This is a genomic window from Cutibacterium sp. 37298, assembly GCF_023838685.1.
In the GTDB taxonomy this organism is placed as follows: Bacteria; Actinomycetota; Actinomycetes; order Propionibacteriales; family Propionibacteriaceae; genus Cutibacterium; species Cutibacterium acnes.
Window position 1 is genome coordinate 798,232 of record NZ_JAJNRJ010000002.1, and the last position, 23,880, is coordinate 822,111.

Genomic DNA, 23,880 nt, shown 5'->3' on the forward strand with positions numbered 1-23,880 from the left:
AGGCGTGCCCGGCTCCTTCGAGCCGGGCACGATCGTTAGTCATCTGCGTCAGCCGACGACGTCCTTGAAACACGCGAGCAGTTCCTGGGCTTCGTCTGCGTTGAGTTCAACAACCAGCCGACCGCCACCTTCGACTGGAACGCGCATGATGATGCCACGGCCCTCCTTCGTGACCTCCATGGGACCGTCACCGGTACGGGGCTTCATAGCTGCCATGTCACTCTTCCTCAATCACTGGGCAGTGGTGCATCTTCCATTATTCCGTATCCGGGTCCGCGGCGTCAGGGATGGGCCTACCCGTATTCGTGAGATCGGGTCCTTGGCCGGTCTCCATCTGGGAAGCCAGACGGTCGAGGAGCTGATCCACCTGGCTCATTGAGTAGCCCCGTGGCACCACTGCGAAGCGAACTGAGCGCAGGCTCTCAGCACTCAGATCGCCCTCGGGAAAATCCGGGGCAGGACGGTCATCTACGACTGGCGGGACCTGTCCAAACTTCCCAGACCCCGCCATGACGGCGAGCCCGATGACGATGATGACGACAACAACAAGTAACCATGCCATGTCAGACCTCTCAACGAAAGAATTGGACGACAACCTCGGTTAGGTCATCGCGACGCTAACCACGTGTGCAGCGCCCGGTAGCACTCATCCAGTGAGCCAAGACGACAACACTCATCCACCTGATGAGCGCACAGCGCATTCCCCGGCCCGAAGTTAACAGCCGGTATTCCGAGTTGCCCGAAACGGGCAACGTCGGTCCACCCGTACTTAGGACCCGGTTCTCCGCCCACCGCAGCAACGAAAGACTTCGCCAACGGACGATCGAGCCCTGGTCTGGCGGGAGCCGACAGGTCAAGAACGTTCATCGGCCACTCATGGAAGAGATCCTCCATGTACTGCCGAGCCTGTTCGGTCGTCTTGTCGGGGGCGAACCGATAATTAATCTGAATAGTAGCGGTGGGGGGAATGACGTTACCGGCCACACCGGCGTCGAGCATCGTCGCATTGAGGCCCTCACGGAAGGTCAGCCCGTCAACCTCAACAAACGGGTCCCGTTCTTGCCAGCGGTTGAGACGCTCCAAAACGGCGGACAGATCATGGATCGCATTGTGCCCGATCCACGAACGAGCTGAATGGGCCGCCCGCCCCGGCACCTCAAGGGTGAAACGCATGGTTCCCTGACAACCACCCTCCACCCGGCCATCGGTGGGTTCCATGAGGATGGCGAAGTCACCGTCGATGAGGTCAGGGCGCCAAGAGGTAATCTTCTCCAGGCCGTTGTGCTCGGCCGCGATCTCCTCACACTCATAGAACGCCCAAGTGACATCCCTCACCGGATTCTCAAGGCTCGCAGCCAAGGCGAGCGCGACGGCGATACCGCCCTTCATGTCGCACGTGCCCCTACCCACGAGGTAATCCCCGTCCGACCGCTGCTCGATATAGGACGGCAAGTTCTCGACGACCGGAACGGTGTCGAGGTGACCAGCAATGACGACCCGTTCCGAACGCCCAAGGTGAGTACGGGCAACGACAGAGTTACCGAGTCTCGTCACCTCAAGATGCCGATGTGGTGCCAACGTCTCCTCCACAGCATCGGCAATAGGCGCCTCGTGCATGGACACCGACTCGATGTCGACGAGTCGACGGAAGAGCTCGTGCAGGTCGCCCGTGGGCTTCAAGTCCATGCCGGACACCCTACCAGTGTTGCCACCGACCAGTCCGAGGAAAACGTGCGAAAGACGCCCCTGAGATTGCTATGGTGAACGCACTTGACACATTACGCATTGCGGCATAGCGAGGTGACAAAATTGGTTCAACGAATGACGGCAAAAGGCCATCACCGACGTCAAAAACTCATCCGATCAGCAGCATCATTGTTGAACAGTGGTGGCCCTAGCGCCGTCACCATGAGAGCTGCAGCACGCATGGCAGATCTCTCACCCTCCTCTACCGTGTATTACTTTGATGACCACGAAGAACTCCTGGCTGAAGCTGCCAAACTCAATATTCGAGCGTGGGCTCACATCGCTGAAACGATTGCGGACGAGGCTGAAAACCATCGCCCCAAAACCGGGGTGGATGACGTGATCGAATACCTGATTCGAGCAATGATCACACGCCCAGCTCCTCTTCTCGGGCATTACCTCGAACTCATCTCAGCAGGAGACAACGAAACCATCTCCAACGCCTACCACGCCGGACGCGGCCGGCTGAACAATGCCATATCACGCATTCTCGCCGTCGCTAACCTCCCCTACTCAGCAGAGCTCGTGATCGCCGTCATTGACGGCGGAATCGTCACAGCGCTGTCTGAGGGACGCGATCCCCATGCAACCGTCGAAGTCCTTCTTCGCCAACTGATCAGCCTGCCGACATACAAAGCCCGGATGTCACAAGCCCCGCCCATAACAGACTGAGACGGAGTCCCCCCTAGACGACCTCACTGAGGTCACGCCCAGTGTGCTCATGCGAAGCGACCATGGCGCACAGGGACAGGAGCGAGACCGCTGTCAGGTACCACGCGGGTGCCAAACGTGAACCAGTCACCCCGATAACCCAAGTACAAACGGCAGACGCCGTACCTCCAAACACGGCATTCGCTAGATTCTGACTCACCGCGAAACCGGTGTATCGAAGTTCCGTCGGGAACGACTCGGCCAAGTAACTCGCCATCGTGCCATCATTGGCAGTGAGAAAAAGGCACAACACTCCCTCTGCAAGGCATGCCTTCCACAACTGCCCAGTTCCCATGACCATGAACAGAGGAACCGAAAAAAGGACGAAGCCCACACTGGCCACAACCAGCATGCGCTTTCTCCCTACATGATCAGAGAGCCAACCCATCACGAAGATTGCCAGCAGGTAGAACAAGAGGCTGATATTCACCGAGAGGAAGGACGCTCGAGAACTGAAACCTAGTTCATTCGACAGATATGTCGGCAGGTAAGTGAGGACGAGATAGAACCCCACCGCATTAAGCGATGCGACTCCGATGCTCACCAATAAAGATCGCTGGTGCTCACGCAAAAGTGTCTTCAATGGCCCAAGCCCCACGGCGGCTCCCGTTTCGCTCTCGCTGAGCTCCTGGTACACCGAGGAATCCTCGAGCTCGAGCCACACGTGGCGAGCCAACAGACCCAGTGGTCCGGCCGCCAGAAAAGGCAACCGCCATCCCCACGTTCCCACCGCCCCTTGCGGCAAACAGCCTGCGATCATCGCAGCGCTCAAGGATCCCATGAGCAGACCCGCCGCCGTCGAAGCTGGGACGATGGACACGTAGCATCCGCGGCGGTAGGCAGGTGCATATTCGGCCAAGAACGTGGCCGCCCCTGCATACTCCCCGGATGCGGAGAAACCTTGAACCATTCGACACACGAGCAGGCCGATGGGTGCGAACGCCCCTGCCACGGCGAAAGAAGGCAAACAACCGATAAGGAAGGATGCGACGGCCATCATGAGGATGGAGACTGAAAGGGACCATCTGCGACCGTATTTGTCCCCCCAGCACCCCCAGAGCACCGCTCCAATCGGGCGGAGTAGGAAGGACAGGGCGAATATGGCGAATGTCTGAACAAGAGCGTCCCTACTTGTTCCTTGGGGGAAGAACACTCTGGAGATTATCACTGCCAAATATGAATACGTGGCATAGTCGAACCACTCCACGAAGTTCCCGAGAAACGAGGCAACAATGACCTTCCTGACGACCCTCGAGCGGTCCTCCGACATCAACACAGCCCCATTTCAACCGCAGTCAGGGACACTTCGCTCGTCCTTCGGTAGGTGATCACGACCGAACAGCTCAAAGACAACAGGACCCGCACCTCCTAGCAGGATCAGGGTCCCACCAATCGAGCTGGTTAAGGTAAGCGACTCGCCCCACACAAACCACCCTAGCAGGAGTGCGATGACACACTCCCAGTACGCGGTCGTGGAGAGCTCCACGGCTTTCAAGTTCTTTCCCGCCACGACCAACAAACCAATAGCCCCCAGGCCACATACCGCAAATAAGACAATCGCCCACAACCAATTTCTTCCGGCCATAACAGCAACTGGATTAGTTTGGTCTAAGAACACAATCCTCAGCGCCAACACCACCGATGCACCTACTGTACCGAAAACGAAATTCCAGAATCCTCGTATTTCTGAGGGAACGTCACCTCTGTAGCGATAGAAAAACAGTGCCAGGCCATAAAAAACGCCCGAACCCAATCCAAACAAATCTCCAAGCGGCTTTCGAGGAAGACCTTCTACAGCGCCGAATTGCAGCCCGAAAGACACCACAGAGCCACCGCCCAGCTGCACCAAACCGACCGTAAGAAGCATGCCCGTGAACACCAGCATGAAGAAAATACCGTTCCGAAGACCCACTCTCTCCTTCAGAAAGATCCTTGCGAGAATCGTCGCGAAGAGCGGACCGGTATAAATGAGGAATACTGCGTTAGCGATCGTCGTCATGAGGGTGGCTGAAACATACAAGGCCAACGATGTGCCTATCGCTAGTCCACCTCCGACGATGGCCGGTGAGATCCGGATACGGCGAAGCTCAGACCATTTTCCAAGTATGACGATAATAAGCAGAAATCCCAGGACCCCGACTATCATCCTACCAGTGGCCAAAAAATCACCGATGATGTACTTACTGCCCGTCGTGGGATCCACAGGAGTGCTGAGACGCCCGAAAGTACCCACCAACCCCATACCCGTTGCAGAAAGAAGCATGGACACGAATCCCACTTTCTGGTTCATCGTACCGACGCCTGGAACTTCCTGTTTGACGTTGATGATGCCCGGCTCCATGTCCATGACATGCTCCTTTTTGCTAGGCGTGATACTGCCATATCAGACCCGGCGGCCCGGTAACGGACAACGTAAGTTCCGTACCGAGCCACCGAGATCCGTCAGTCATGACATGACCACGGGGTTTTCTCACACCAAGGTCGGGTCGTCGACCTGATTCGGGAAGTAGTCCTCACAGGTACCTTCGCGATATACATCAGCTGTGGCGCAGTGGAGACCTCCACCGAATGGGTACGCGTCACGGAAGGCGACCGGGATGACGTTCATACCCAGCTTGTCCATCTGCTCCATCTGATGAACTTCCGAAGCCTCGCAGATGACCGTCTTCGGATCAAGTACCAAGCAGTTCATTGATAGCCACACAGACGAGTAGCACAATTCTGGAGGCGTGCCGTGCGCCGGCTGAGCAGCATCAACGATCTGCCAGTCATTGGCCTCGAAGATCTTCCTCTGCTCCTGCGGCAGTGGACGATTCGGGTTGTTGATGATGAGCCCCGGACGAAGCGGCACAAAGGTCGCGTCGATATGGATCGGGTACGGATCCCCAGGGAAATTCACTGCGTGAACGCGGAAATCGGGGTAGTAACGCTTAAACCACTCCATTGATTTCCGATTTGTCGTCAGACCGTGCTGGATGAAGAGATCCTTACCCATCCGCATGACATCAGCCGCATCCCACATGGGCTCGACCTCCGTCGTGACGAAATCCTTAGCCACAGTGCGCTCAAGACGCTCTTCGAGCGAAACCCGCTCGTCATAGTAGTTGTGCTTGTAGCTCTTATCGGTGAGACGCGGGCGTGGAGCCTGTGTCCACTTGAATTCCGGATCATCCTCAAAATAGGAGTTCATAAGAGGCCAGTAGGCCAAGTATTCGAAATACCGACAGCGGAAGGAATTAGCCGAAGCCATGATTTCGCTGCCAATAGTAAGCAGGATGTCCCGAGGAGGCATGCACGTCATCATCGAGTCGTTACGGAAGTCGGGGGTGCCAATGGCCTGATTCCACTGGAGCGGAGTCGGACGATCGACCTGGACTCCGTGCTTCTCGAGAACATCGACAAGATTGTCGAGCTGCGCATTCGCCTTCTCAACCGTCTCGAGGGGACGCGGCCCCCACATCCCTCGCATGGCAGAATCCACCGGAACCTTCTCGGAAGTCGCCGGCTCCTCTGGCGGAATGACGGAGTTATCCGCACGTCCGACGATAACTCGTTTCAGCGGATCCCAGTCGTTCCATGAATTAACAATTTTGGTCATCATTGATCCTTTCCTTGTTTTCCCATTGGGCGGCGCCACCATCTCGAAGGCGCACGCACCGCTGTCCTTGTCGAGTCACTTGTGCATCCCGCAAAACTCATCGAGACCGCACGGGTCACTCACCGATGAAACAGCAGGGTCGCCGGCGTCTGCGCTCGTCGCCGCCGGGGACACTTCAGTAAATCGGGCACGCACCGACCAGCGACAGTCAGAAACTGCGGACTGCTGCGTGTTCATCGATCTCCCCTGCCTCACCGTTGAGGAACCATCACAACGCTTTCAACGGTAGCGCAAAGTAATACATGTGTACAAGACCTTCACACAGCTTTCTTGGTCCTGTTTCTCCTCACCGTCTTGTCGGCGCCGCTGGTTAGACTCAGTACCATGACGCAGACGACGACTTCGCAGACCACCTCGGCCGACCGTCGAGCCTGGGGATGGGGCTTGGCCACCGTCCATGAGGACGGGGACGTGCTGGATACCTGGTACCCCGAGCCTCAGCTGGGCTGCCCCGACGACTCTTCCGCCCCTGCTGATCTGCACCGAGTAACCGAAGCTGGTCGTGACGCTATCCGCAATGTGCACACTGAGGTGGTGCACACTGCCATCGATCTCGACGCCGCGCCGGTCGACGTTCCCGACGCATACTTGCGCCTGCACCTACTGTCGTCCCGCTTAACTACTCCCCGCACCATCAACCTCGATGGCATCTTCGGTGTACTCCCAAACAATGCCTGGACGACGATCGGCCCGATCCGCATGGCCGATCTCGAGAAGGCCCGCATGGAGGCACGCATTGCCCATGCCCCCTTCACCGTTCTTCTGATCGACAAATTCCCGCGCATGGTTGACTTTGTCGTCCCCACTGGTGTGCGCATTGGTGACGCCGACCGAGTCCGCCTGGGAGCTCACCTAGCCGTGGGAACCACCGTCATGCACGAAGGGTTCGTCAACTTCAACGCCGGTACGCTAGGCCACTCGATGGTCGAGGGACGCATCAGCCAGGGTGTCATTGTGGGCGACGGCACCGATATCGGCGGCGGAGCCTCCATCATGGGGACCCTCTCAGGTGGCGGCAAGGAGCAGGTGACAATTGGTCGCGGCTGCCTGCTTGGTGCTGAAGCCGGAATCGGTATTTCCCTGGGTGACAACTGCGTCGTCGAGGCTGGCCTCTACGTCACTGCAGGCACCAAGGTGACTCTGCCTAACGGCAAGGTTGTCAAGGCCTCTGAACTCTCCGGCGCCAGCGACATCCTCTACATTCGTGATTCAACGACGGGGATCGTCAAGGCGCGCGGCCGCGGTAACCACAAGATCGAACTCAACTCGGATTTGCATCAGAACTGACATGACGAAGTCCTCTCCCCGCCGGACCCGCCCTGCGGCTACGCGACAACGACGTAAACGTCGGTCTGCCAACCCTGTGAGGTCGATTGCCGCCCTCATGGTGGTACTGGCGATCCTGGCCGGGCTGGGCTGGGGAGGCTACAAAGTATGGAAAGCCGTTGACCCCTTCACCACGACGGAGCCTGAGGGTTGCCGAGTGGCGGTCCTAGGCCAGTCCTACGACCTCGATTTAGAGCAATCCCAGAACGCCGCCATCATCACTGCCGAGTCAATCCGCCGTGGCCTTCCGACCCGTGCGGCCGCCATCGCTCTGACAACAGCTATGCAGGAATCAAAGCTACGCAATATTGACTACGGGGATCGCGACTCCCTCGGGTTATTCCAACAGCGTCCCTCTCAGGGGTGGGGAACCGCCAAGCAGATCATGGATCCGTGGTATTCGTCGGGAAAGTTCTACGGGGAACTGGTGAAGTTCAGCAACTGGAAGACCGTCAGTATCAATGACGCCGCCCAGCAAGTGCAGCGATCCGGATATCCCGAGGCCTACCGCAAGCATGAGCCGCTAGCGAAGGCATGGGCTTCAGCACTCACGGGTCATTCTCCCTCAGCACTGACCTGCATCAACAGATCCCCCGAGACGACAACCGTTCAGGAACTCGCCCGCACGGCACATAGGGCACTTGCACCGAAGGTCGCCACCCAAGTAACTGGGCCAACGGTGACATTTACCGCTACTAACCCGGTACTTGTGCGCGCGGCAGTGGCGTTGACGATGGCAAGCACGAGCCTGGGGCCAATCGACCGCGCGACGGTCGCAACGACGAGCTGGAGAGCAAACTCCGAGCATTACGCCTCATGGGGCGCGGCCGCTGGTCCCTCAGCGAGCCCAGCTGCCAGCGGGACGGGCTGGGTCTCCGGCACCGTCACCGCTCGGAGCTAGTCAGGGCTGTAGCCGCTGGGCGGCGGCATTAATCCTCTCGTCGGTAGCCGTCAGCCCGATGCGGACATGGTCGGAACCACCGGCAACGTAAAAATCACCGGGAGAACAGAGAATTCCCAGATCGGCTAGTCGGTCCAGGGTAACCCGGCAGTCCTCGTCGTGAGTCGCCCACAGGTACAGCGACCCCTCCGAATGGTCGATACGGAAGCCGGCCTTTTCCAAGGCTGGCTTCAGGACATTGCGACGTAACCGGTACCGCTTCACTTGCTCAAGCACATGGGAGCGATCTGCCAGGGCAGCCTGCATAGCAGCTACCACAGGGGTTGGAATCATGAGTCCCGAATGCTTACGCACGGTGAGTAGCTCACTGGTCAACTTAGCATCCCCAACGGCAAACCCCGCGCGGTAGCCGGCCATATTCGATCGCTTGGACATCGACAGGCAGGCCAGTAAGCCGGTGACGTCACCGCTGTTGACTCTCTCGTCAAGGACCGAAACCGACTCCCCCTCCCAAACGAACTCGCCATAGCACTCGTCGGAGGCCAGCACAGCTCCCGTGCTGCGCGCCAGATCCACCCATGCTTTCATCTCGTCAAGGTCGAGGACACGACCTGACGGGTTGGCCGGGGAATTAATCCAGATAAGGTCAGGTGCGACATCGACCTCGTCAGGCTCGTTAACGGCAACAATCTTAGCCCCGGCAAGCTGAGCACCGACCCGGTAAGTCGGATAGGCGCACGCCGGTATAACGATGGTCGAATCCGGCCCCAGTCCAAGCTGGCCAGGCAGGGAGGCCACCAACTCTTTGGTCCCGATAACTGGCAGAACGCTGACCTCGTCAAGGCTGGCGGGCGCACCCCAGACCTGTTTCATGTGGTCCAGGATTCCGGCTCGCAGGGCAGGAGTCCCCCACACCTGCGGGTAACCGTGAGCGTCACCAGCCGCCGTGAGCGCCGCGATGGCAACGCCCGGGGTGGGGTCGACCGGGGTGCCCATCGACACATCGACGATGCCGTCGGGATGGGACTGAGCCTTACGCCTGGCCTCGGCGATGGTATCCCAAGGAAAGGTAGGCAGGCTGACAGAGACGTTACGGCGACTCATTCGCCCTGTGGGGGCAGGGCTTCGACGGCCGGGTGGTCCTTGTGGGTCGGGCCAAGCCGCGCAGCGCCGCCCGGGGATCCCAGCTCGTTAAAGAACTCGGCGTTGATGTCGAGGAACTTCTCCTGGTCGCCGGGCAGGTCATCCTCGTAATAGATGGCCTCGACGGGGCACACGGGCTCACAGGCGCCGCAGTCAACGCACTCCTCAGGGTGAATGTAAAGGCTACGCTCACCCTCGTAAATGCAGTCGACAGGGCACTCCTCGACGCAAGCACGATCCTTGACGTCCACGCAGGGCAGACCGATGACGTAGGTCACGTCTTCTCCTTGTTCCGGCCCTAACAAGGGGCCTGATAGACACTCACGGTTATCATAGTGCCGCCTCGCGACACTCACCCCCAGCATGCAACGATGCCCACGACCGTCAGTCAGTCGCGGGCATCGAAAACAGGTTGCGGAGCCGTCAAAGAGCAGCTACCAGGGCGTCAACGCTTGCCTTCGCATCACCGAAGAGCATCCGGGTGTTATCGGCGAAGAACAACGGGTTCTCCACACCGGCATATCCGGGCTTCATGGAGCGCTTGAAAACAACCACCTCATGGCCTTCCCAGACGTGGAGCACTGGCATACCCGAAATCGGGGTACCAGGATCCATAGCGGCAGGGTTAACGGTGTCGTTGGCGCCAATGACCAGGACAACGTCAGCGTCGGCGAAGTCGTCATTGATCTCGTCCATCTCCATGACGATGTCGTAGGGGACGTGGGCTTCGGCGAGCAACACATTCATGTGACCGGGTAGACGGCCGGCTACCGGATGGATCGCGAACTTAACGTCCACACCCTTGTCGCGCAGCTTCTTAGCCAATTCGGCGACTGGGTACTGGGCCTGAGCCACGGCCATGCCGTATCCGGGTGCAATAATGACCGAGGACGCTTCAGACAGCTGGGAAGCCAACTCGTCAGCCTTGATCTCAGTGATCTCCCCCGCAGGACCCTCACCCTCAACCGCCGGGGCATCGCCAAAACCACCGAGGATGACCGACACAAAAGAGCGGTTCATAGCCTTGCACATGATGTAGGACAGGATGGCGCCAGAGAAGCCGACGAGGGCACCGGTGACGATAAGCACCGGGATGTGCAAACTAAATCCGGAGAAGGCAGCTGCCCAACCGGAGTAGCTGTTCAGCATCGAAATGACGACTGGCATATCCGCGCCACCGATAGCGGCGACGAAGTGGAAGCCGAGGAACAGCGAGGCCAGGGTCAGTAGCGCCAGCGGCAGCCACGCGATACCACCAGAAACATTGGAGAACCAGATCCCGCAGGCGATGATAACGACCAGCAGACCAAGGTTGATCCAATTACGACCTGGCAGGGTCAGTGGCTTTGAAGCGACTTTGCCCGAGAGCTTGCCCCAGGCCACCAGCGACCCCGTGAAGGTGAGAGCGCCAATGAAGATGCCAATCCAGATCTCGGAAAGCTGGAAGGTGCTGGCATCGGTTCCCTCCTCAGCGAACGCGTTGAACCCGATAAGTACAGCGGCCAGACCGACGAAGGAGTGCAGCTGAGCGATGAGCTCAGGCATTCCGGTCATCTCGACCTTAACGGCCTTCCACACGCCGAAAGCGCCGCCAATAAGCATCGGGATGAAGAGCAAAACGATGGATACCGGCGAATATCCTGGCAACTTCACCAGAGCGACGATCGTCGCGACAATCGCGATAACCATGCCGAGAATGCCATAGGCATTGCCCTTCTTAGAAGTCTCAAATTTAGACAGACCTGCCAGGGCAAAGATGAACAGTAGGCCTGCGACGATGAACGATGCGTTGACGAAGTTCACCAACGACCCGGCCAACGGGGCAATAAGAAGTGTTGACGTCATGGATCAGGCCTTCCTGAACATCTTGAGCATGCGCTGGGTGACCGTGAAGCCGCCAAAGATGTTGATACTGGCAATAAGCACAGTCAACGCAGCGACAATCCGGATACCCCACGATTCACTGCCGAGCTGAGTGATCGCACCAACGATGATGATGCCGCTGATAGCGTTCGTGACACTCATAAGCGGGGTGTGGAGTGCGTGGGTAACGTTCCACACCACGTAGTAGCCAACGACGACCGCGATGGCGAAGGTGCCAAACAAGGCTACGAATTCCATCGGGGAGAAAGTCAACAGGGCAATCAGCGCGATCGACAGCATTGCGACGATGCCGAAGGTCTGCGGCCACGGGCGCGGCTTTTTCTCCGGGATGGCCGGAGCACTGGCAATCTCGGCTTTGGCGACAGGCTTGGGCGCGGCAGCGACCTGTACCGGGGGTGGAGGGAAAGCCACCTGACCTTCGTGGCACACCGTCATAGTGCGGATGACCTCGTCGTCAAAGTTAAGGACGAGCTCGCCGTTCTTTTCCGGGGTGGCCAGTTTAAGCAAATTGACGAGGTTGGTGCCGTAAAGCTGGCTGGCCTGACCAGGCAGGCGAGACGGCAGGTCAGTGTAACCAATAATCGCCACACCGTTATCGGTGACATAGGACTCACCGGGGCGAGTCAACTCGCAGTTGCCACCCCCCAGGGCAGCAAGGTCAACGATGACGCTGCCAGGCTTCATCGCGCTGACCATCTCGGCAGTGATGAGTTTGGGGGACGGCTTGCCAGGGATAGCAGCCGTGGTGATGATGACGTCGTCCTTGCCAGCCTGTTCCATGTACAACTCGGCGGCACGGGCGTTGTAGTCGTCGCTCGTCTCTTTGGCATAGCCGTCAGAACTGACGCCCTGGTCAGAATCTCCGGTTCGCACGTGCAGGAAGGTGGCGCCCATCGACTGCACCTGCTCAGCGGTCTCGGGGCGGACATCGGTGGCGTAAACCTCGGCTCCCATCGAATTGGCGGCGCCTAGCGCAGCCAAACCGGCGACGCCGGTACCGATGACGAAGACTTTGGCCGGCGGAACCTTGCCTGCCGCAGTGACCTGACCACCGAAGGTACGCCCGTAGGCGAATGCCGCCTCGACGACGGCGCGGTAACCGGAGATATTGGCCATCGAGGACAGCGCGTCCATCGACTGGGCGCGCGAAATGCGCGGGACCATATCCATGCTGAGACCGGTGACGCCAGCCGCGGCCAGCTTCTCGGTGAGGGCGAGGTCCTGGCGGGGATGGAGAAAGGTGACGAGGACGGCTCCTGCGCGCATGAGGGAGATCTGGTCGTCGGTGGGTTCGTTGACGGCCAGTACGAGGTCAGCCTTCCACGCCTCCCCCGGTTCGACAATCCTTGCTCCGGCCTCTTCATACGCGCGGTCAGGCTGAGCAGCATGCTCGCCAGCTCCGGCCTCGACAACCACCTCGTAGCCGAGTTTGAGTAGGGCGGGAACAGTCGTCGGAGTCGCGGCGACCCGATTCTCACCTGGGAGTGACTCCCGTGGGATTCCGATGATCATGATGGTGACTTTACGGCCAAACGTCCTCGTCCACGACACCGGGGTTGCACGTTTCCCCAGATTGGGGGTTATGTGGAGTGAAAAATGGCGCACCCAACTTGCAGTAATCCACCGCATCTTCGAAGGAAATCAGCTGCTCGGATGAGGCCCCTTGAGGTCAGAAGCCGGGTCCAAGGCTGCGGCTGGTCAAGGGGCTGACCCCACTGGTCCTGATACGGTTCTGGGAATCCGGGTTATCCATAACCAGTGGTATCAGACATCGCCCCTACAGTGAGCAGGTTACAGCGGTGTCCGCCCGAGGCGAGTGTTCCACTAGGCAGATACCCGCCGTAGTCCCCTACTTGGTCACTATCGTTACCGTCCATGGACGTCAACATCCGCACCATGGAGGAGCGCGATCTTCCTGCCGCAAGCCGCATCTACAACCAGAGCGCCGTAGCAACCACCTACTCTTACACAGTGGTCAACACCAACGTCGAGGACCGTCTGTCCTGGTGGCGCGAACTGATAGCCGATAGCAGACCACTCCTGGTAGCAGAGGTCGACGGAACAATGGCGGGATACGCCAATTACCACCGTTTCCGCGAGGGCGGCGGGTACGACGTCACAGCGGAGGTGACGATCTGGCTCGATCCCCAGGCGCGAGGACAAGGGGTGGGACGCAAACTCATGACCGAGCTCATCCGCCGCGCCCGTGCAGATGATCGCCTGCGCAACCTCCTGTCGGTGATCGATTCGGACAATGAGCGCAGCATCAGTTTCCACTCGGCGATGGGCTTCGTCGAAGTCGGGCGACTGCCGCACATCGCGTACAAACTAGGCGACTGGCGTACTGCGGTGCTCATGCAATTAACTCTTGATTGATCGTTGTCGGTCACGTCGCCACCGACCAGGCCCGCCACCGGTCCCCCACCGCAAGGCGATGTCGGCTGCGGCATCGCTAAGGTTGCTCTATGACCGCGTACCATGCTGACGCCAGTGACCTCGAAGGCAAAGAGATCCTCACCTGGAAGACCTTCGGTGACGCTACCGAAGAATTAGCTGCCCAGATTCATCATTCGGGGTTCGATCCCGAGATCCTCATCGCCGTGGCACGCGGCGGCATGATCCCTGGCGGAGCCCTCACGTATTCCCTCGGGGTCAAACTCACCGACGCCATCAATGTCGAGTTCTACACCGACGTCCAGGAAACCCTCCCCGATCCCGTTCTGTTGGCTCCGATGCTTGACACCGAATCCATCAGGAACAAGCGAATTCTGATCGTCGACGACGTTGTTGATTCCGGTCGCACCCTGGCCCTGGTACTCGAGTTGCTGCGCGGCTTCGAAGCCGACGTCCGCTCGGCGGTGCTCTATGCCAAGCCCACGACCATCATCAACCCGGACTTCGTGTGGAAAGCCACGGACAAGTGGATCGTGTTTCCCTGGAGCGCGAAACCTCCGGTCGGTCAACGTTGAGCGCGAAACCTCCCGTTGCTCAACGCTGACTTCGACAGCACGGATCCGACTGCGACGACCACCCCGTGGAAGGACACTGCTCCCGGATCAGGCGTTCCCAGCGACTTGTCCCCCAGCGGGCGCGCCCGACCGACCTTGGCTGTCACCTCGGAGGTCGCCTGAGCTGCCATGTCGGCAGCATGACAGGCTGATTTCCAAGCCTGCGGCAGCGGATCAGACGAGGACTCGAGGGTCGTGACGAAGGGGTCCATGGCATCAACCATCGTTTTATCGCCGACGCCAGCCCCTCCCAGCCGGGTAACAGCGTCGAGGGCTGCTCGAGCCGCCCGAGGGATGGTGTCCTCGCCTGCCGGGTCCTCGTCACCAAGTACCGCTCCGAAGGCGGTCAGCACTGCTCCCCATAACGCACCTGAAGTCCCTCCAGCATGCTCAGACCATGCTGAGCCGGCCGCATTGAGAGTCGTTGCCGCACCGGCGCCGTCCCCGCTCACCCGTCGTGCCTCAGCAAGGGCAGCCCGGGACCCACGTGCCATGCCAATACCGTGGTCACCGTCGCCAGCCACAGAATCGAGACGGCCCAACTCGCTACTGCGTTCCGACAACCTCGTCGCCACCACTTCCAGAGCTTCGACGATAACGCCCGCAAGACTCCGGGAAGCTCGAGATCCCGGGTTAGCAACCATGACCCGCTCAACCTCCTGGGGCAGCGGCGTGGTATCAAAATCCACCTGACCGACAGTTCCGCGTCGGTACGCGGGAGTGTCGCATGCTGCCAACCACAACGGCTCGATGACATCGTCGAGCCACACCAGAGTCAGGGAGACTCCGGCCATGTCGAGGCTGGTGACAAATTCTCCCACCTGCGGATCGACAACTGCCAGGCCAGCTTTCTCAAGATGACGGCTGATGTCATTCCACAGTACGAAGAGCTCCTCGTATTTAGTACTGCCCAGCCCGTTAACGATCGGCACCACTCGAGTCCCAGGATTCTCGGGCCGGTCAGCCAGCAATCTGTTAACGAGCATGGCAGCCACCTCGTCTGCGGTGCCCAAAGTCTCATCGTGAATGCCGGGCTCACCGTGGATCCCCATGCCCACGCCCATCTGGCCTGCCTCGACTCGGAATAGAGGCTCGTCGGCTCCCGGCAAAGTGCAGCCTGCAAAGGCCATTCCGAGGGACCGAGTGCGATCGTTAACCCGGTCAAATATCGCGACGACCTCGTCAATGTCCCGACCCTCCTCACAGGCCGCTGCTGTGACCTTGAAGACCGGCAGGTCGCCAGCAATTCCCCGACGCTTGAGATGGTCCGGCGCCGAAGCGATGTCGTCAGTAACGAGCAGGCAACGCGCGTCGATCCCCTCGCTACGAAGCCGCTCTGCTGCTTGCCCAAAGTGCAGGACGTCCCCGGCGTAGTTGCCGAATCCAATGAGGAGCCCGGCGCCACGATCAGCGGCTTTGCACACTGCATAAGCCTGGGAGGCCGAGGGAGAGGAGAAGATGTTCCCGCACACAGCACCATCAGCGAAGCCAGGACCGACCCAACCTGCAAAGGCCGGGTAATGTCCCGATCCCCCACCGACGACGAGGGCAACCTTGCGATCGGTACGGGCAGCGCGAACAACTCCCCCGAATACCGGCCTCAGATGGTTCGGGAAAGCGCTGACAAGCCCCGCGACCGCCTGAGATGGGAAATTATCGGGATTATTCACAAGTCGGGTCATATCTGGGTCCCCTGTCATCATCGTCGATGGTGTTTTCCCCATGTCTCATGATAATTGGCGCCTACGCAGCCTGCCCGACGTAACAGAAATGCGACACTAGAACTGACGAAGGAGATCACATGACGCACACCATGCCAGCTCTAGTCTTCAATGGCCCCGGAGACGTCCAGGTAACCGAAAAACCCATACCCACGCCTGGTCCCGGAGAGGTCGTGCTGGCCGTCGAGACGACGACAATCTGCGGCACCGACCTACGCATCATTTCCGGTGAGAAAACCGCCGGAGTGCGCCCCGGGGTCACCCTCGGTCACGAGATCGCCGGAAGGATCGCCTCCCTCGGCGAGGGGGTGGAAGGACTGGTTGTCGGGCAACAGGCAACTATCTCCATCGTCGTCTCCTGCGGCACCTGCCGGGCTTGCCTCGCAGGACGGGAGCACTTATGTAGCCACTGCGAGCTCGTCGGTTACGGCCTTGATGGTGGCCTCGCGCCGTGGTTGTGTGTGCCAGCCCGAGCGGTCTCTCGCGGCAACATCATCCCGGTAGCTACGGAGATACCAGCTATGCGGCTGGCCCTGGCAGAGCCCCTCTCCTGTGTTCTTAACGGACATCGCCGTCATGGCGGGGTAAACCCCGGGGAGACTGTTGTCATCATCGGCGGCGGGGCTATCGGTCTGCTCCATACCGCGCTCAACCTGACATGCGGGGCTGGGCAAGTCATCCTGTGCGAGAAGCACGCGAATCGACGCGACCGCGCCGCAGCCATGGGAGCGGTAACGACCTGTCCGGAGCACCTTTCCAAGGTCGTCGCCGAGCACACCGGCGGACACGGGGCCGAGCTTGTCATCGTCGCTATTGGTCGTAACGAATTGGCCGAGGAATCCCTTAATCTCGCGGCCCCAGGCGGACGCGTGAGTTGGTTTGCTGGTTTTCCCAAGGGATCAACGACGACCATCACCCCCAATACGGTGCATTACCAAGAGCTGACGATCTCTGGAGGATCGAATGCCAGTCGGGCAGACGTTCACCGGGCGGTCGACATGCTCGGACGGGGAAATATCGACGGGACCCCCATTGTCACTCACACTTTTGGCCTGTCCCAGTGGACCGAGGCTGTTGACGCCGTGCGCGGTCACGCCGGTGTCAAGATCGCTATCGATCCCCGCCGTTAAGTCGCACCCCGTCACGCAGCGAGTGCCGCCTCACAATCTCACCGAGAGGACCCCAGCATCCGGGTTGCCGAATCGGTGCGCTGTCGCCGAGACCGACTGCTCTCGCAGGAAGGGTAGAAGTTCAACCTGTGGGGCACTGGTGACCTCGTTGGCCCACAAAGCTAAATCGGGGTCACCGTCAGCCTCATCGGCAGCGCGTGAGGAACTACCACCAACGAGCCGTACTCGGCTAGCCCCTAGGCTGGCGTACCAGTCCTCGTCGCTAGCAGTGGTAACGGCCACACCGACCGAACGCAACGCTCGGCCCAACCCTTCGTCAAGGCTCGGGTCCAAGCACACCGAGATATCGTCGCCGGCAGCCAGGAGTCCTGCAGCAACGACGCGAGCGACATCAACCAGTTTGGCGTCAGCACAGCCTCTTACCTGCGTCGGGGCCGGGCGATACCTCAAGATGTTGCGCTCGTTTTCCAGCCCACCAATGTCGATAGAACGCCCAAACCACTCATCCCACTCGTGAGCATCGCGGGCGACCGCGTCAAGGAGCCAGGCACGCTCGTCACGAGTAATCAACCCCTCGATATGACCGACGAACTGCTCGACCAGAGCACAGGGACGGTTTGCCGGAGTCGGGGCCGACGCCTCAGCTCGACGCCAAGTCCCCAACACCTGTAAGTAGTGGTAGCCACCGGCCTTGGCACCTGGACCGACCGCTGAACGCTTCCAACCACCGAAGGGTTGGCGACCGACGATGGCTCCCGTGATGCTCCGGTTGACGTAGAGGTTTCCAGCATTGGCTCTCTCGACCCAAAACTCGATCTCGGCGGGGTCCAGAGAGTGCAGACCGGCCGTCAAACCGAAAGCGGTGCCGTTCTGATACTCGATAGCGGTGGCTAAGTCAGGAGCGTACATAATTCCGGTAACCGGGCCGAAGTACTCGGTGAGGTGGTATGGATCCCCCGGTTTGATGCCACCGCGCACGCCGGGAGACCAGTACCGGCCTTCCTCGTCGATGCGCACCGGTTCCAGGGCCCACGCCTGGCCCGGGTCAAGCTTCGTCAAACCATCGAGCAATTTGCCGTTGGCGGGCTCGGCAAGCGGACCCATCTGGGAGCGCAGGTCCGACGGCGATCCCACCCGAATTGAAGAGGCTGCGTCGAGGATCTGGTGGCGCAATCGCTGAGACCGATAGGCCTGACCTACCAGGATAATGAGCGATGCTGCCGAGCACTTCTGTCCGGCATTGCCGAAAGCCGACTTGATGATGTCAGCCGCGGCTAAGTCATAGTCAGCGTTCTCGGTGACGATGATGGAGTTCTTGCCACTGGTCTCGGCCAGCACTGGCAGGTCATGCCGCCACGACCGGAACAGCTTGGCCGTTTCCCAAGCTCCCGTGAGGATAACCCGATCGACCTCAGAGTGGCTCACCAGGTGCTTACCAGCCTCATTTTCCTCAATATCGACGAGCTGCAGGACGTCCCGCGGAATCCCAGCCTCCCACAGGCATTCGGCGATGACGGCAGCACAGTGGCGGGCCTGTGGGGCGGGCTTAAGTAGTACCGGCGATCCGGCGGCCAGAGCGGCGAGGGTGGATCCGGCGGTAATAGACAGGGCGAAGTTCCACGGCGGGGTGACGACGGTCACTCGTGGCGGCACAAACTGGGCACCGTCGACGGCTTCGAGCTCCTCGGCTCGGTCGGCATACCAAGCAGCGAAGTCGATAGCCTCAGAAACCTCGACGTCACCTTCGGCCAGGATCTTGCCGGTCTCAGCACCGGCCACTGCCACAAGGTCGCCCCGGCGAGTAGCGAAAGCATGCGTCACCGCGCGCAGTATTTCGGCACGTGCGTTCCCGCCACGCCCAGCCCAGGAGTGTTGAGCCTCAAGGGCAGTGGCAACGACGGCATTAACCTCGGCAATGGTGTCGAGGTGGTTGTTTGCCAGGGTGGACTCCCCCAGCTCACAGCCCTTCATCTTCTCGGCAACATCACCGGCCCAGAGGCGGATATTGGGTAGGGAAGGATCAGAGTCAGTGGACTGGACAAACCCATCGGAAAAATCCGGCACTCGATCGGGTTCTTGCCAGCGACGAGGCCTCGGCACTTCTCGAGTAATCCCAGCCACCGCAGTGCGGAACCTCGCCTCTTCGCGAGCGAAAAGTTGGGAATCGTGGCCGAGCTGAAAGACAGCCGACATGAAGTTTTCACTGGCAGCATTCTCTTCTAGCCGACGTACTAGATAGCTGATCGCCACATCAAAGTGGGCAGGATCGACAACCGGCGTGTAGAGCAGCAGCCCACCAACATCAGCTCCGATGCGTTCGACCTGGTCAGGAGCCATGCCGAGCAGCATCTCGAATTCGACCCGGTCGCGGACCCCACGATGCTCACTAAGCAGCTTCGTCAGTGCAATGTCAAAGAGATTGTGGCCAGCGACGCCATACCGCACCGAATGGGTACGTTCGGGAGTCAACGCCCAGTCCAGAATTCGCTTGTAGTTGGTGTCAGTGGCAAGTTTGGAAGACCACGGGGTCTGCTGCCACCCGTGAATCTCGGCATCTACCTTCTCCATCGCGAGATTGGCACCCTTGACCAACCGCACTTTGATCCCCGCCCCACCGGCAGCGGTGCGACGGTCAGCCCACTCAACGAGACCTTGTAGAGCGGACAGCGAGTCGGGCAGGTAGGCCTGAAGAACAATGCCAGCCTCCACATGACGCAATTCGGGGCGATCGAGGAGCTTCTGGAAGACTTCGATTGTCAGATCAAGGTCGTGGTATTCCTCCATGTCGAGGTTGATGAACTTCGGCTTCGGGGAGTTCGCAGCCAAGTGGTACAGCGGCAGCAGCTGCTCAACGACCTCGTCGACCGTCGCCTTGTGAGCCCATAAGTCGAGCTGGTTGACGACAGCCGAGATCTTGATCGAGACGTAGTCAACATCGTCGCGGGCCAGTAGAGCCATCGTCCCCTCGAGGCGGGATGCCGCCTCGCGATCGCCCAACACAGCTTCGCCCAGGAGGTTGAGGTTAAGCCTGACACCCGAGCTCCGCAGTGCTTTGAGGGTGCGAGTCAACTGTGCCGGTCGCGCATCAACGACGAGATGACCCACCAGCTGCCGCAAGGCATGGCGTGCAGCTGGGACGACGACGTCAGGAGCTACGGGGGCCATTCGTCCGCCTGCCCGCACCGCCATCTGCAATGCAGCCGGCAGAAAAGAGCAATCCGACTTTGCCAGTTCCGCAAGATTCGCCGCTGCGGTGCGAGCGTCCTCAGGGCGGACAACCCGATCTATAAAGGCCAGAGTAAAGGGCAGACCAGCCGGGTGGGACAGCACGTCGGAGAGCAATCCCGCAGCGATCTGTGCACGATCTGTCCGTCGCTTCGATGCACCGTTGGCATCTCGTAACCAGGTGTGGACTTGGTCAACCGCCTCGTCAACCAAGTCAGCAGGGCGTGGGGATGGGGAGCCCCAAGTATCAGCGTCGATGCTCATGGCATGACTGTAGCCCGAACAGACGACAACGCACGTGCACAGCCCAATGATGTAAGAATGTCGCTGCGAATACCCCGAGAGGACAGCTCATGACGCAGACCGCCACCAAAACGAACGCGACGACGCGCAAGGGCATCGAGACAACCGGAATCGAGATCGTCAAAGAATCACAGCGCACCGCACGGCCCCAGGACCTTTTCCTTCCCTGGTTCGCCTCAAATGTCTCAGTCTTTGGCATGAGCTATGGAGCTTTCATGTTGGGATTCGGGGTGTCCTTCTGGCAGGCGATAGCCGCCACCCTCGTCGGCGTCACCGTCTCTTTCGGGTTCTGCGGCATTATCGCGATCGCCGGTAAGCGCGGCTCCGCACCAACGATGGTGCTGTCTCGGGCAGCCTTTGGTACCCAGGGCAACAAGATCCCCGGGGTCATCTCCTGGATGACCTCGATTGGTTGGGAAACATCTCTCGCTATCACAGCCGTCTTGGCGACGACGACGATCTTCCGCCGACTGGGCTGGAGCTCCGGGAACTCGGTCAAGATCTGCGCCACTATCATCGTGGCCTTTCTCATTGTCGGCGGCGCTGTGGCTGGTTATCACATCATCATGAAGTTGCAGGCCGTTTTGACCTGGATTACCGGTATCCTTACCGTGATTTATCTAGTGATGGCGGTCAGCCATATCGACTGGTACGCCGCAACATCTTTGCCTGCGGCATCCTTCCCAACTTTCGTCGGCGCACTCACCCTCACCATGACTGGCACCGGGCTGGGCTGGACAAATATTGCCGCCGATTGGTCACGCTACCAGTCGCGCACATCTCCTGGGTTCGCCATCGCCTTCTGGAATGTCTTTGGGGCCTCTTTGCCGCTCGTCATCCTCATTACCGGTGGACTGCTATTAGCCGCATCCTCAAAAAATCTATCTGACGCCATTGGGGCCGATCCCATTGGCGCGCTAGCAACCATCCTGCCGACATGGTTCCTCATCCCGTTCCTGTTGGCTGCGATCCTCTCCTTGTTAGCCGGTGCCATCAACGGCATCTATTCGTCTGGACTCACCTTGCTCACCTTGGGAATCCGAGTCCCACGCCCAGCAGCTTCTCTCATTGACGGGACGATTCTCACCATCGGGACCCTGTACGTCGTCTTCGTGGCTCCGAACTTTATCTCCCCCTTCCAGTCCTTCTTGGTGACGCTGGGTGTGCCGCTGTCAGGGTGGACCGGCATCATGATGGCCGATATCACCCTGCGACGCCGTCCCTACGACGAGGCCGATCTCTTCAATGGCTCTGGGTGCTACGGTCGTTTCGACCCCATCTCAATCATCACCTTCGTCATCGTGACCGTCATCGGGTGGGGATTGGTCGTCAACACCTACGAGGGCGTCAATTGGAACAACTGGCAGGGATTTCTGCTTGGGCCCATCGGATTGGGGGGGCGTGAAGGTGATTGGGCCCACGCCAACCTCGGGGTGTTCGGGGCCCTCGTTCTCGGCTATGTCGTGACCCTCATCGCTCGGCGTGGCACCGTGCGTCGTCAGGAGTCACGATGAGCCAGACGTGGCTAATTGTCATTGACCCTCAGACAGTCTTCGCGTCCCCCACGTCCCCGTGGGGCTCTCCTGCTTTCCCCACCATCATCGACCCGATAGATCGCATGGTCGCTGCCTTCCATGGCCGAACCATCGTGACGCGCTGGATTCCCACGGCTACTCGCAGTGGATCCTGGTGTGACTACTTCGACCGCTGGACCTTTGCAGACCGTCCCGCAAATGACCCGATATTCGACCTTGTCGATGAAGCCCAGCCATGGGCGGAACGACCAACGATCGATGTCGCCACCTTCGGCAAGTGGGGAACTCAGTTGTCAGCCGTAACCGGTGAACACCCCCACCTCCTGCTAGCCGGCGTTTCAACCGACTTTTGCGTCATCACAACAGCCTTAGCCGCCGCCGATGCTGGGGCTTGGGTGAAAGTTGTGTCTGACGCCTGCGCCGGATCCGCACCGGATAACCACGAAGCGGCCTTGACCGTCATGGATCTGTATTCCCCTCAGATCGACGTCGTGACCAGTTCGCAAGTCCTTGCGACCCTCGCCTAAGGCTGTAGATCACCGATTTTCTTGGTCATCCTGGCTTCTTTGGACGCCCTAGCTTGCCGATGCGCTTCATGAATACGACAATGGTTATCACTTGCGTACTGGAAAGGGAACATCACATGCATCGACGTCTTCTGGCCATTGCCACTCTCAGCGCCTGTGCTCTGGCAATGGCAGGCTGCTCCAACTCCGGGCCGGACTCGGGATCCGGCTCGTCCGCCAGTTCTGACAAGGTTGACGTCGTCGCTTCGACTAACGTCTGGGGCTCGGTCGCCCAAGCGATCGGCGGAGACAAGGTCAATGTCCACTCCATCATCAACAGCCCCGATCAGGACCCGCACGACTACGAGGCCACCGCCAAGGACAAGCTCGCCTTCTCGAAAGCCAAGATCGCCATTGCTAACGGCGGCGGCTATGACGACTGGGCTACCAAACTCATCAAGAGCACCAGTCCCCAGGCAGACTTCATTGACGCTGTCGAAACCTCTGGCCTCAAGAAACCCGGCCAAAAGGAATTCAACGAACACGTCTTCTACTCGATCGATAGCGTTCGCAAGGTGGCCAAGGTCGTTGAGTCTGATTTGGTCAAGGCCTCGCCGGATAACAAGTCCACCTTCGAAACCAACCTCAAGGACTTCGAGTCCAGGCTCACCGACCTCAAGGCCCGCGCTACCAAGGTCGGGGAAAAGCATCCACATAGCACCGCTATCGCCACCGAGCCGGTAGCCGGCTACTTGCTTGAGGACATGAAGATCAAGAACATCACCCCTGACGAGTTCGTCGAACAGTCTGAAACTGAGGCCGGTCCATCCACCAAGGTCGTTCACGAGACCACCGACCTGCTGGCCCAGAAGAAAGCCTCCATCCTTCTCGTCAACGGCCAAACTAGCGACGACGTCACCAAGGCCCTCCAAAAGGCTGCCAGTAAGGCAAACGTCCACGAGGTTGGCGTCTGGGAAACCTTCCCGGAGGGCGTCGACAACTACCCAGACTTCATCGGCAAGGCCATCGATTCCATCGACAAGGGCTTAGCCTGACACTCGTGACATCACATCGGTCTGACAC

At 59.6% G+C, this 23,880-nt stretch carries 22 protein-coding genes; 10 read left to right on the forward strand and 12 right to left on the reverse strand.

Translation table 11 applies throughout. The annotated features are described in order from the left end of the window. Window positions 1-48: 48 nt before the first annotated feature. From LRP59_RS08205 to dapE, 3 genes are read right to left on the reverse strand one after another with little or no spacing between them, the layout of a single operon-like run. A complete protein-coding gene (locus LRP59_RS08205) occupies window positions 49-216 on the reverse strand; it encodes a DUF3117 domain-containing protein (RefSeq protein WP_002514062.1) in 168 nt (55 codons plus the stop codon). Window positions 217-256: 40 nt separating this feature from the next. Next, the gene (locus tag LRP59_RS08210; RefSeq protein ID WP_002514063.1) at window positions 257-562 is read right to left on the reverse strand and encodes a DivIVA domain-containing protein; all 306 of its coding nucleotides are present in this window, start codon (window positions 560-562) and stop codon (window positions 257-259) included. 44 nt (window positions 563-606) lie between these two features. Further along, window positions 607-1,686, reverse strand: a complete 1,080-nt coding sequence (gene dapE / locus LRP59_RS08215; protein ID WP_002533432.1) for a succinyl-diaminopimelate desuccinylase — start codon at window positions 1,684-1,686, stop codon at window positions 607-609. Window positions 1,687-1,809: 123 nt separating this feature from the next. Between dapE and LRP59_RS08220 the strand changes: the two genes are divergently transcribed. Then, the gene (locus LRP59_RS08220; RefSeq protein ID WP_002514065.1) at window positions 1,810-2,418 is read left to right on the forward strand and encodes a TetR/AcrR family transcriptional regulator; all 609 of its coding nucleotides are present in this window, start codon (window positions 1,810-1,812) and stop codon (window positions 2,416-2,418) included. A 13-nt stretch (window positions 2,419-2,431) separates the two neighbouring features. Here the strand turns inward: LRP59_RS08220 and LRP59_RS08225 are convergent, their stop codons facing one another. The 3 genes from LRP59_RS08225 to LRP59_RS08235 form a co-directional block, all read right to left on the reverse strand. Beyond that, window positions 2,432-3,727, reverse strand: a complete 1,296-nt coding sequence (locus LRP59_RS08225) for an MFS transporter (RefSeq protein WP_148378279.1) — start codon at window positions 3,725-3,727, stop codon at window positions 2,432-2,434. 15 nt (window positions 3,728-3,742) lie between these two features. Continuing rightward, window positions 3,743-4,804 carry a DMT family transporter gene (locus LRP59_RS08230; RefSeq protein WP_002532258.1) on the reverse strand — a complete coding sequence of 354 codons (1,062 nt, stop codon included), beginning with the start codon at window positions 4,802-4,804 and terminating at the stop codon, window positions 3,743-3,745. A gap of 123 nt (window positions 4,805-4,927) precedes the next feature. Further along, window positions 4,928-6,058 carry a hypothetical protein gene (locus tag LRP59_RS08235; protein WP_002514069.1) on the reverse strand — a complete coding sequence of 377 codons (1,131 nt, stop codon included), beginning with the start codon at window positions 6,056-6,058 and terminating at the stop codon, window positions 4,928-4,930. On the opposite strand from LRP59_RS08235, the gene LRP59_RS08240 reads away from it, so the two are divergent. The 3 genes from LRP59_RS08240 to LRP59_RS08250 all read left to right on the forward strand — a co-directional run bounded on the left by LRP59_RS08240 (window position 6,048) and on the right by LRP59_RS08250 (window position 8,342). Then, on the forward strand, window positions 6,048-6,344 hold the full coding sequence (locus LRP59_RS08240) for a hypothetical protein (protein ID WP_002521937.1): 297 nt from the start codon (window positions 6,048-6,050) through the stop codon (window positions 6,342-6,344). The two genes, LRP59_RS08235 and LRP59_RS08240, sit on opposite strands and share 11 nt — an antisense overlap. A 95-nt stretch (window positions 6,345-6,439) precedes the next feature. Beyond that, window positions 6,440-7,402 (forward strand): 2,3,4,5-tetrahydropyridine-2,6-dicarboxylate N-succinyltransferase, encoded by a 963-nt coding sequence (dapD, locus tag LRP59_RS08245; protein WP_002514071.1) that lies wholly within the window; start codon window positions 6,440-6,442, stop codon window positions 7,400-7,402. Window positions 7,403-7,499: 97 nt separating this feature from the next. Next, on the forward strand, window positions 7,500-8,342 hold the full coding sequence (locus LRP59_RS08250) for a hypothetical protein (protein WP_002521939.1): 843 nt from the start codon (window positions 7,500-7,502) through the stop codon (window positions 8,340-8,342). Here LRP59_RS08250 and dapC read toward each other — a convergent pair whose 3' ends face one another. From dapC to LRP59_RS08270, 4 genes are all read right to left on the reverse strand, one after another. After that, window positions 8,343-9,446: a succinyldiaminopimelate transaminase gene (dapC, locus tag LRP59_RS08255; RefSeq protein ID WP_002514073.1), complete on the reverse strand. Its 1,104-nt coding sequence runs from the start codon at window positions 9,444-9,446 to the stop codon at window positions 8,343-8,345. Beyond that, on the reverse strand, window positions 9,443-9,763 hold the full coding sequence (fdxA, locus tag LRP59_RS08260; protein WP_002514074.1) for a ferredoxin: 321 nt from the start codon (window positions 9,761-9,763) through the stop codon (window positions 9,443-9,445). The genes dapC and fdxA overlap by 4 nt, the downstream gene beginning before the upstream one ends. 145 nt (window positions 9,764-9,908) lie before the next feature. Next, window positions 9,909-11,330: an NAD(P)(+) transhydrogenase (Re/Si-specific) subunit beta gene (locus tag LRP59_RS08265; RefSeq protein WP_002514075.1), complete on the reverse strand. Its 1,422-nt coding sequence runs from the start codon at window positions 11,328-11,330 to the stop codon at window positions 9,909-9,911. A gap of 3 nt (window positions 11,331-11,333) precedes the next feature. Further along, window positions 11,334-12,881 carry a Re/Si-specific NAD(P)(+) transhydrogenase subunit alpha gene (locus LRP59_RS08270; protein ID WP_002532263.1) on the reverse strand — a complete coding sequence of 516 codons (1,548 nt, stop codon included), beginning with the start codon at window positions 12,879-12,881 and terminating at the stop codon, window positions 11,334-11,336. A gap of 363 nt (window positions 12,882-13,244) precedes the next feature. Here LRP59_RS08270 and LRP59_RS08275 point away from each other — a divergent pair, with 363 nt between their 5' ends. Both LRP59_RS08275 and LRP59_RS08280 read left to right on the forward strand, forming a co-directional pair. Next, a complete protein-coding gene (locus LRP59_RS08275; protein ID WP_002514078.1) occupies window positions 13,245-13,745 on the forward strand; it encodes a GNAT family N-acetyltransferase in 501 nt (166 codons plus the stop codon). A gap of 89 nt (window positions 13,746-13,834) precedes the next feature. Beyond that, window positions 13,835-14,338 carry a phosphoribosyltransferase gene (locus LRP59_RS08280; RefSeq protein WP_002514079.1) on the forward strand — a complete coding sequence of 168 codons (504 nt, stop codon included), beginning with the start codon at window positions 13,835-13,837 and terminating at the stop codon, window positions 14,336-14,338. Here the strand turns inward: LRP59_RS08280 and LRP59_RS08285 are convergent. Beyond that, window positions 14,329-16,059, reverse strand: coding sequence for a dihydroxyacetone kinase family protein (locus tag LRP59_RS08285; RefSeq protein WP_014604528.1), 1,731 nt, complete (start codon window positions 16,057-16,059; stop codon window positions 14,329-14,331). The two genes, LRP59_RS08280 and LRP59_RS08285, sit on opposite strands and share 10 nt — an antisense overlap. A gap of 119 nt (window positions 16,060-16,178) precedes the next feature. Between LRP59_RS08285 and LRP59_RS08290 the strand changes: the two genes are divergently transcribed. Continuing rightward, complete coding sequence (locus LRP59_RS08290) at window positions 16,179-17,228, forward strand: alcohol dehydrogenase catalytic domain-containing protein (RefSeq protein WP_002514081.1); 1,050 nt, start codon at window positions 16,179-16,181, stop codon at window positions 17,226-17,228. A gap of 30 nt (window positions 17,229-17,258) precedes the next feature. On the opposite strand, the gene LRP59_RS08295 is transcribed toward LRP59_RS08290, so the two are convergent. Further along, the gene (locus LRP59_RS08295) at window positions 17,259-20,717 is read right to left on the reverse strand and encodes a bifunctional proline dehydrogenase/L-glutamate gamma-semialdehyde dehydrogenase (protein ID WP_002514082.1); all 3,459 of its coding nucleotides are present in this window, start codon (window positions 20,715-20,717) and stop codon (window positions 17,259-17,261) included. An 89-nt stretch (window positions 20,718-20,806) separates the two neighbouring features. Here LRP59_RS08295 and LRP59_RS08300 point away from each other — a divergent pair, with 89 nt between their 5' ends. The 3 genes from LRP59_RS08300 (at window position 20,807) to LRP59_RS08310 (ending at window position 23,852) form a co-directional block, all read left to right on the forward strand. Further along, entirely contained in the window at window positions 20,807-22,270 is a 1,464-nt protein-coding gene (locus tag LRP59_RS08300) for a cytosine permease (RefSeq protein WP_002514083.1), read from the forward strand. Next, window positions 22,267-22,818 carry a cysteine hydrolase family protein gene (locus LRP59_RS08305; protein WP_002514084.1) on the forward strand — a complete coding sequence of 184 codons (552 nt, stop codon included), beginning with the start codon at window positions 22,267-22,269 and terminating at the stop codon, window positions 22,816-22,818. Before LRP59_RS08300 ends, LRP59_RS08305 begins: the two co-directional genes overlap by 4 nt. 116 nt (window positions 22,819-22,934) lie before the next feature. After that, window positions 22,935-23,852, forward strand: a complete 918-nt coding sequence (locus LRP59_RS08310; RefSeq protein WP_002514085.1) for a metal ABC transporter solute-binding protein, Zn/Mn family — start codon at window positions 22,935-22,937, stop codon at window positions 23,850-23,852. Window positions 23,853-23,880: the final 28 nt, after the last annotated feature.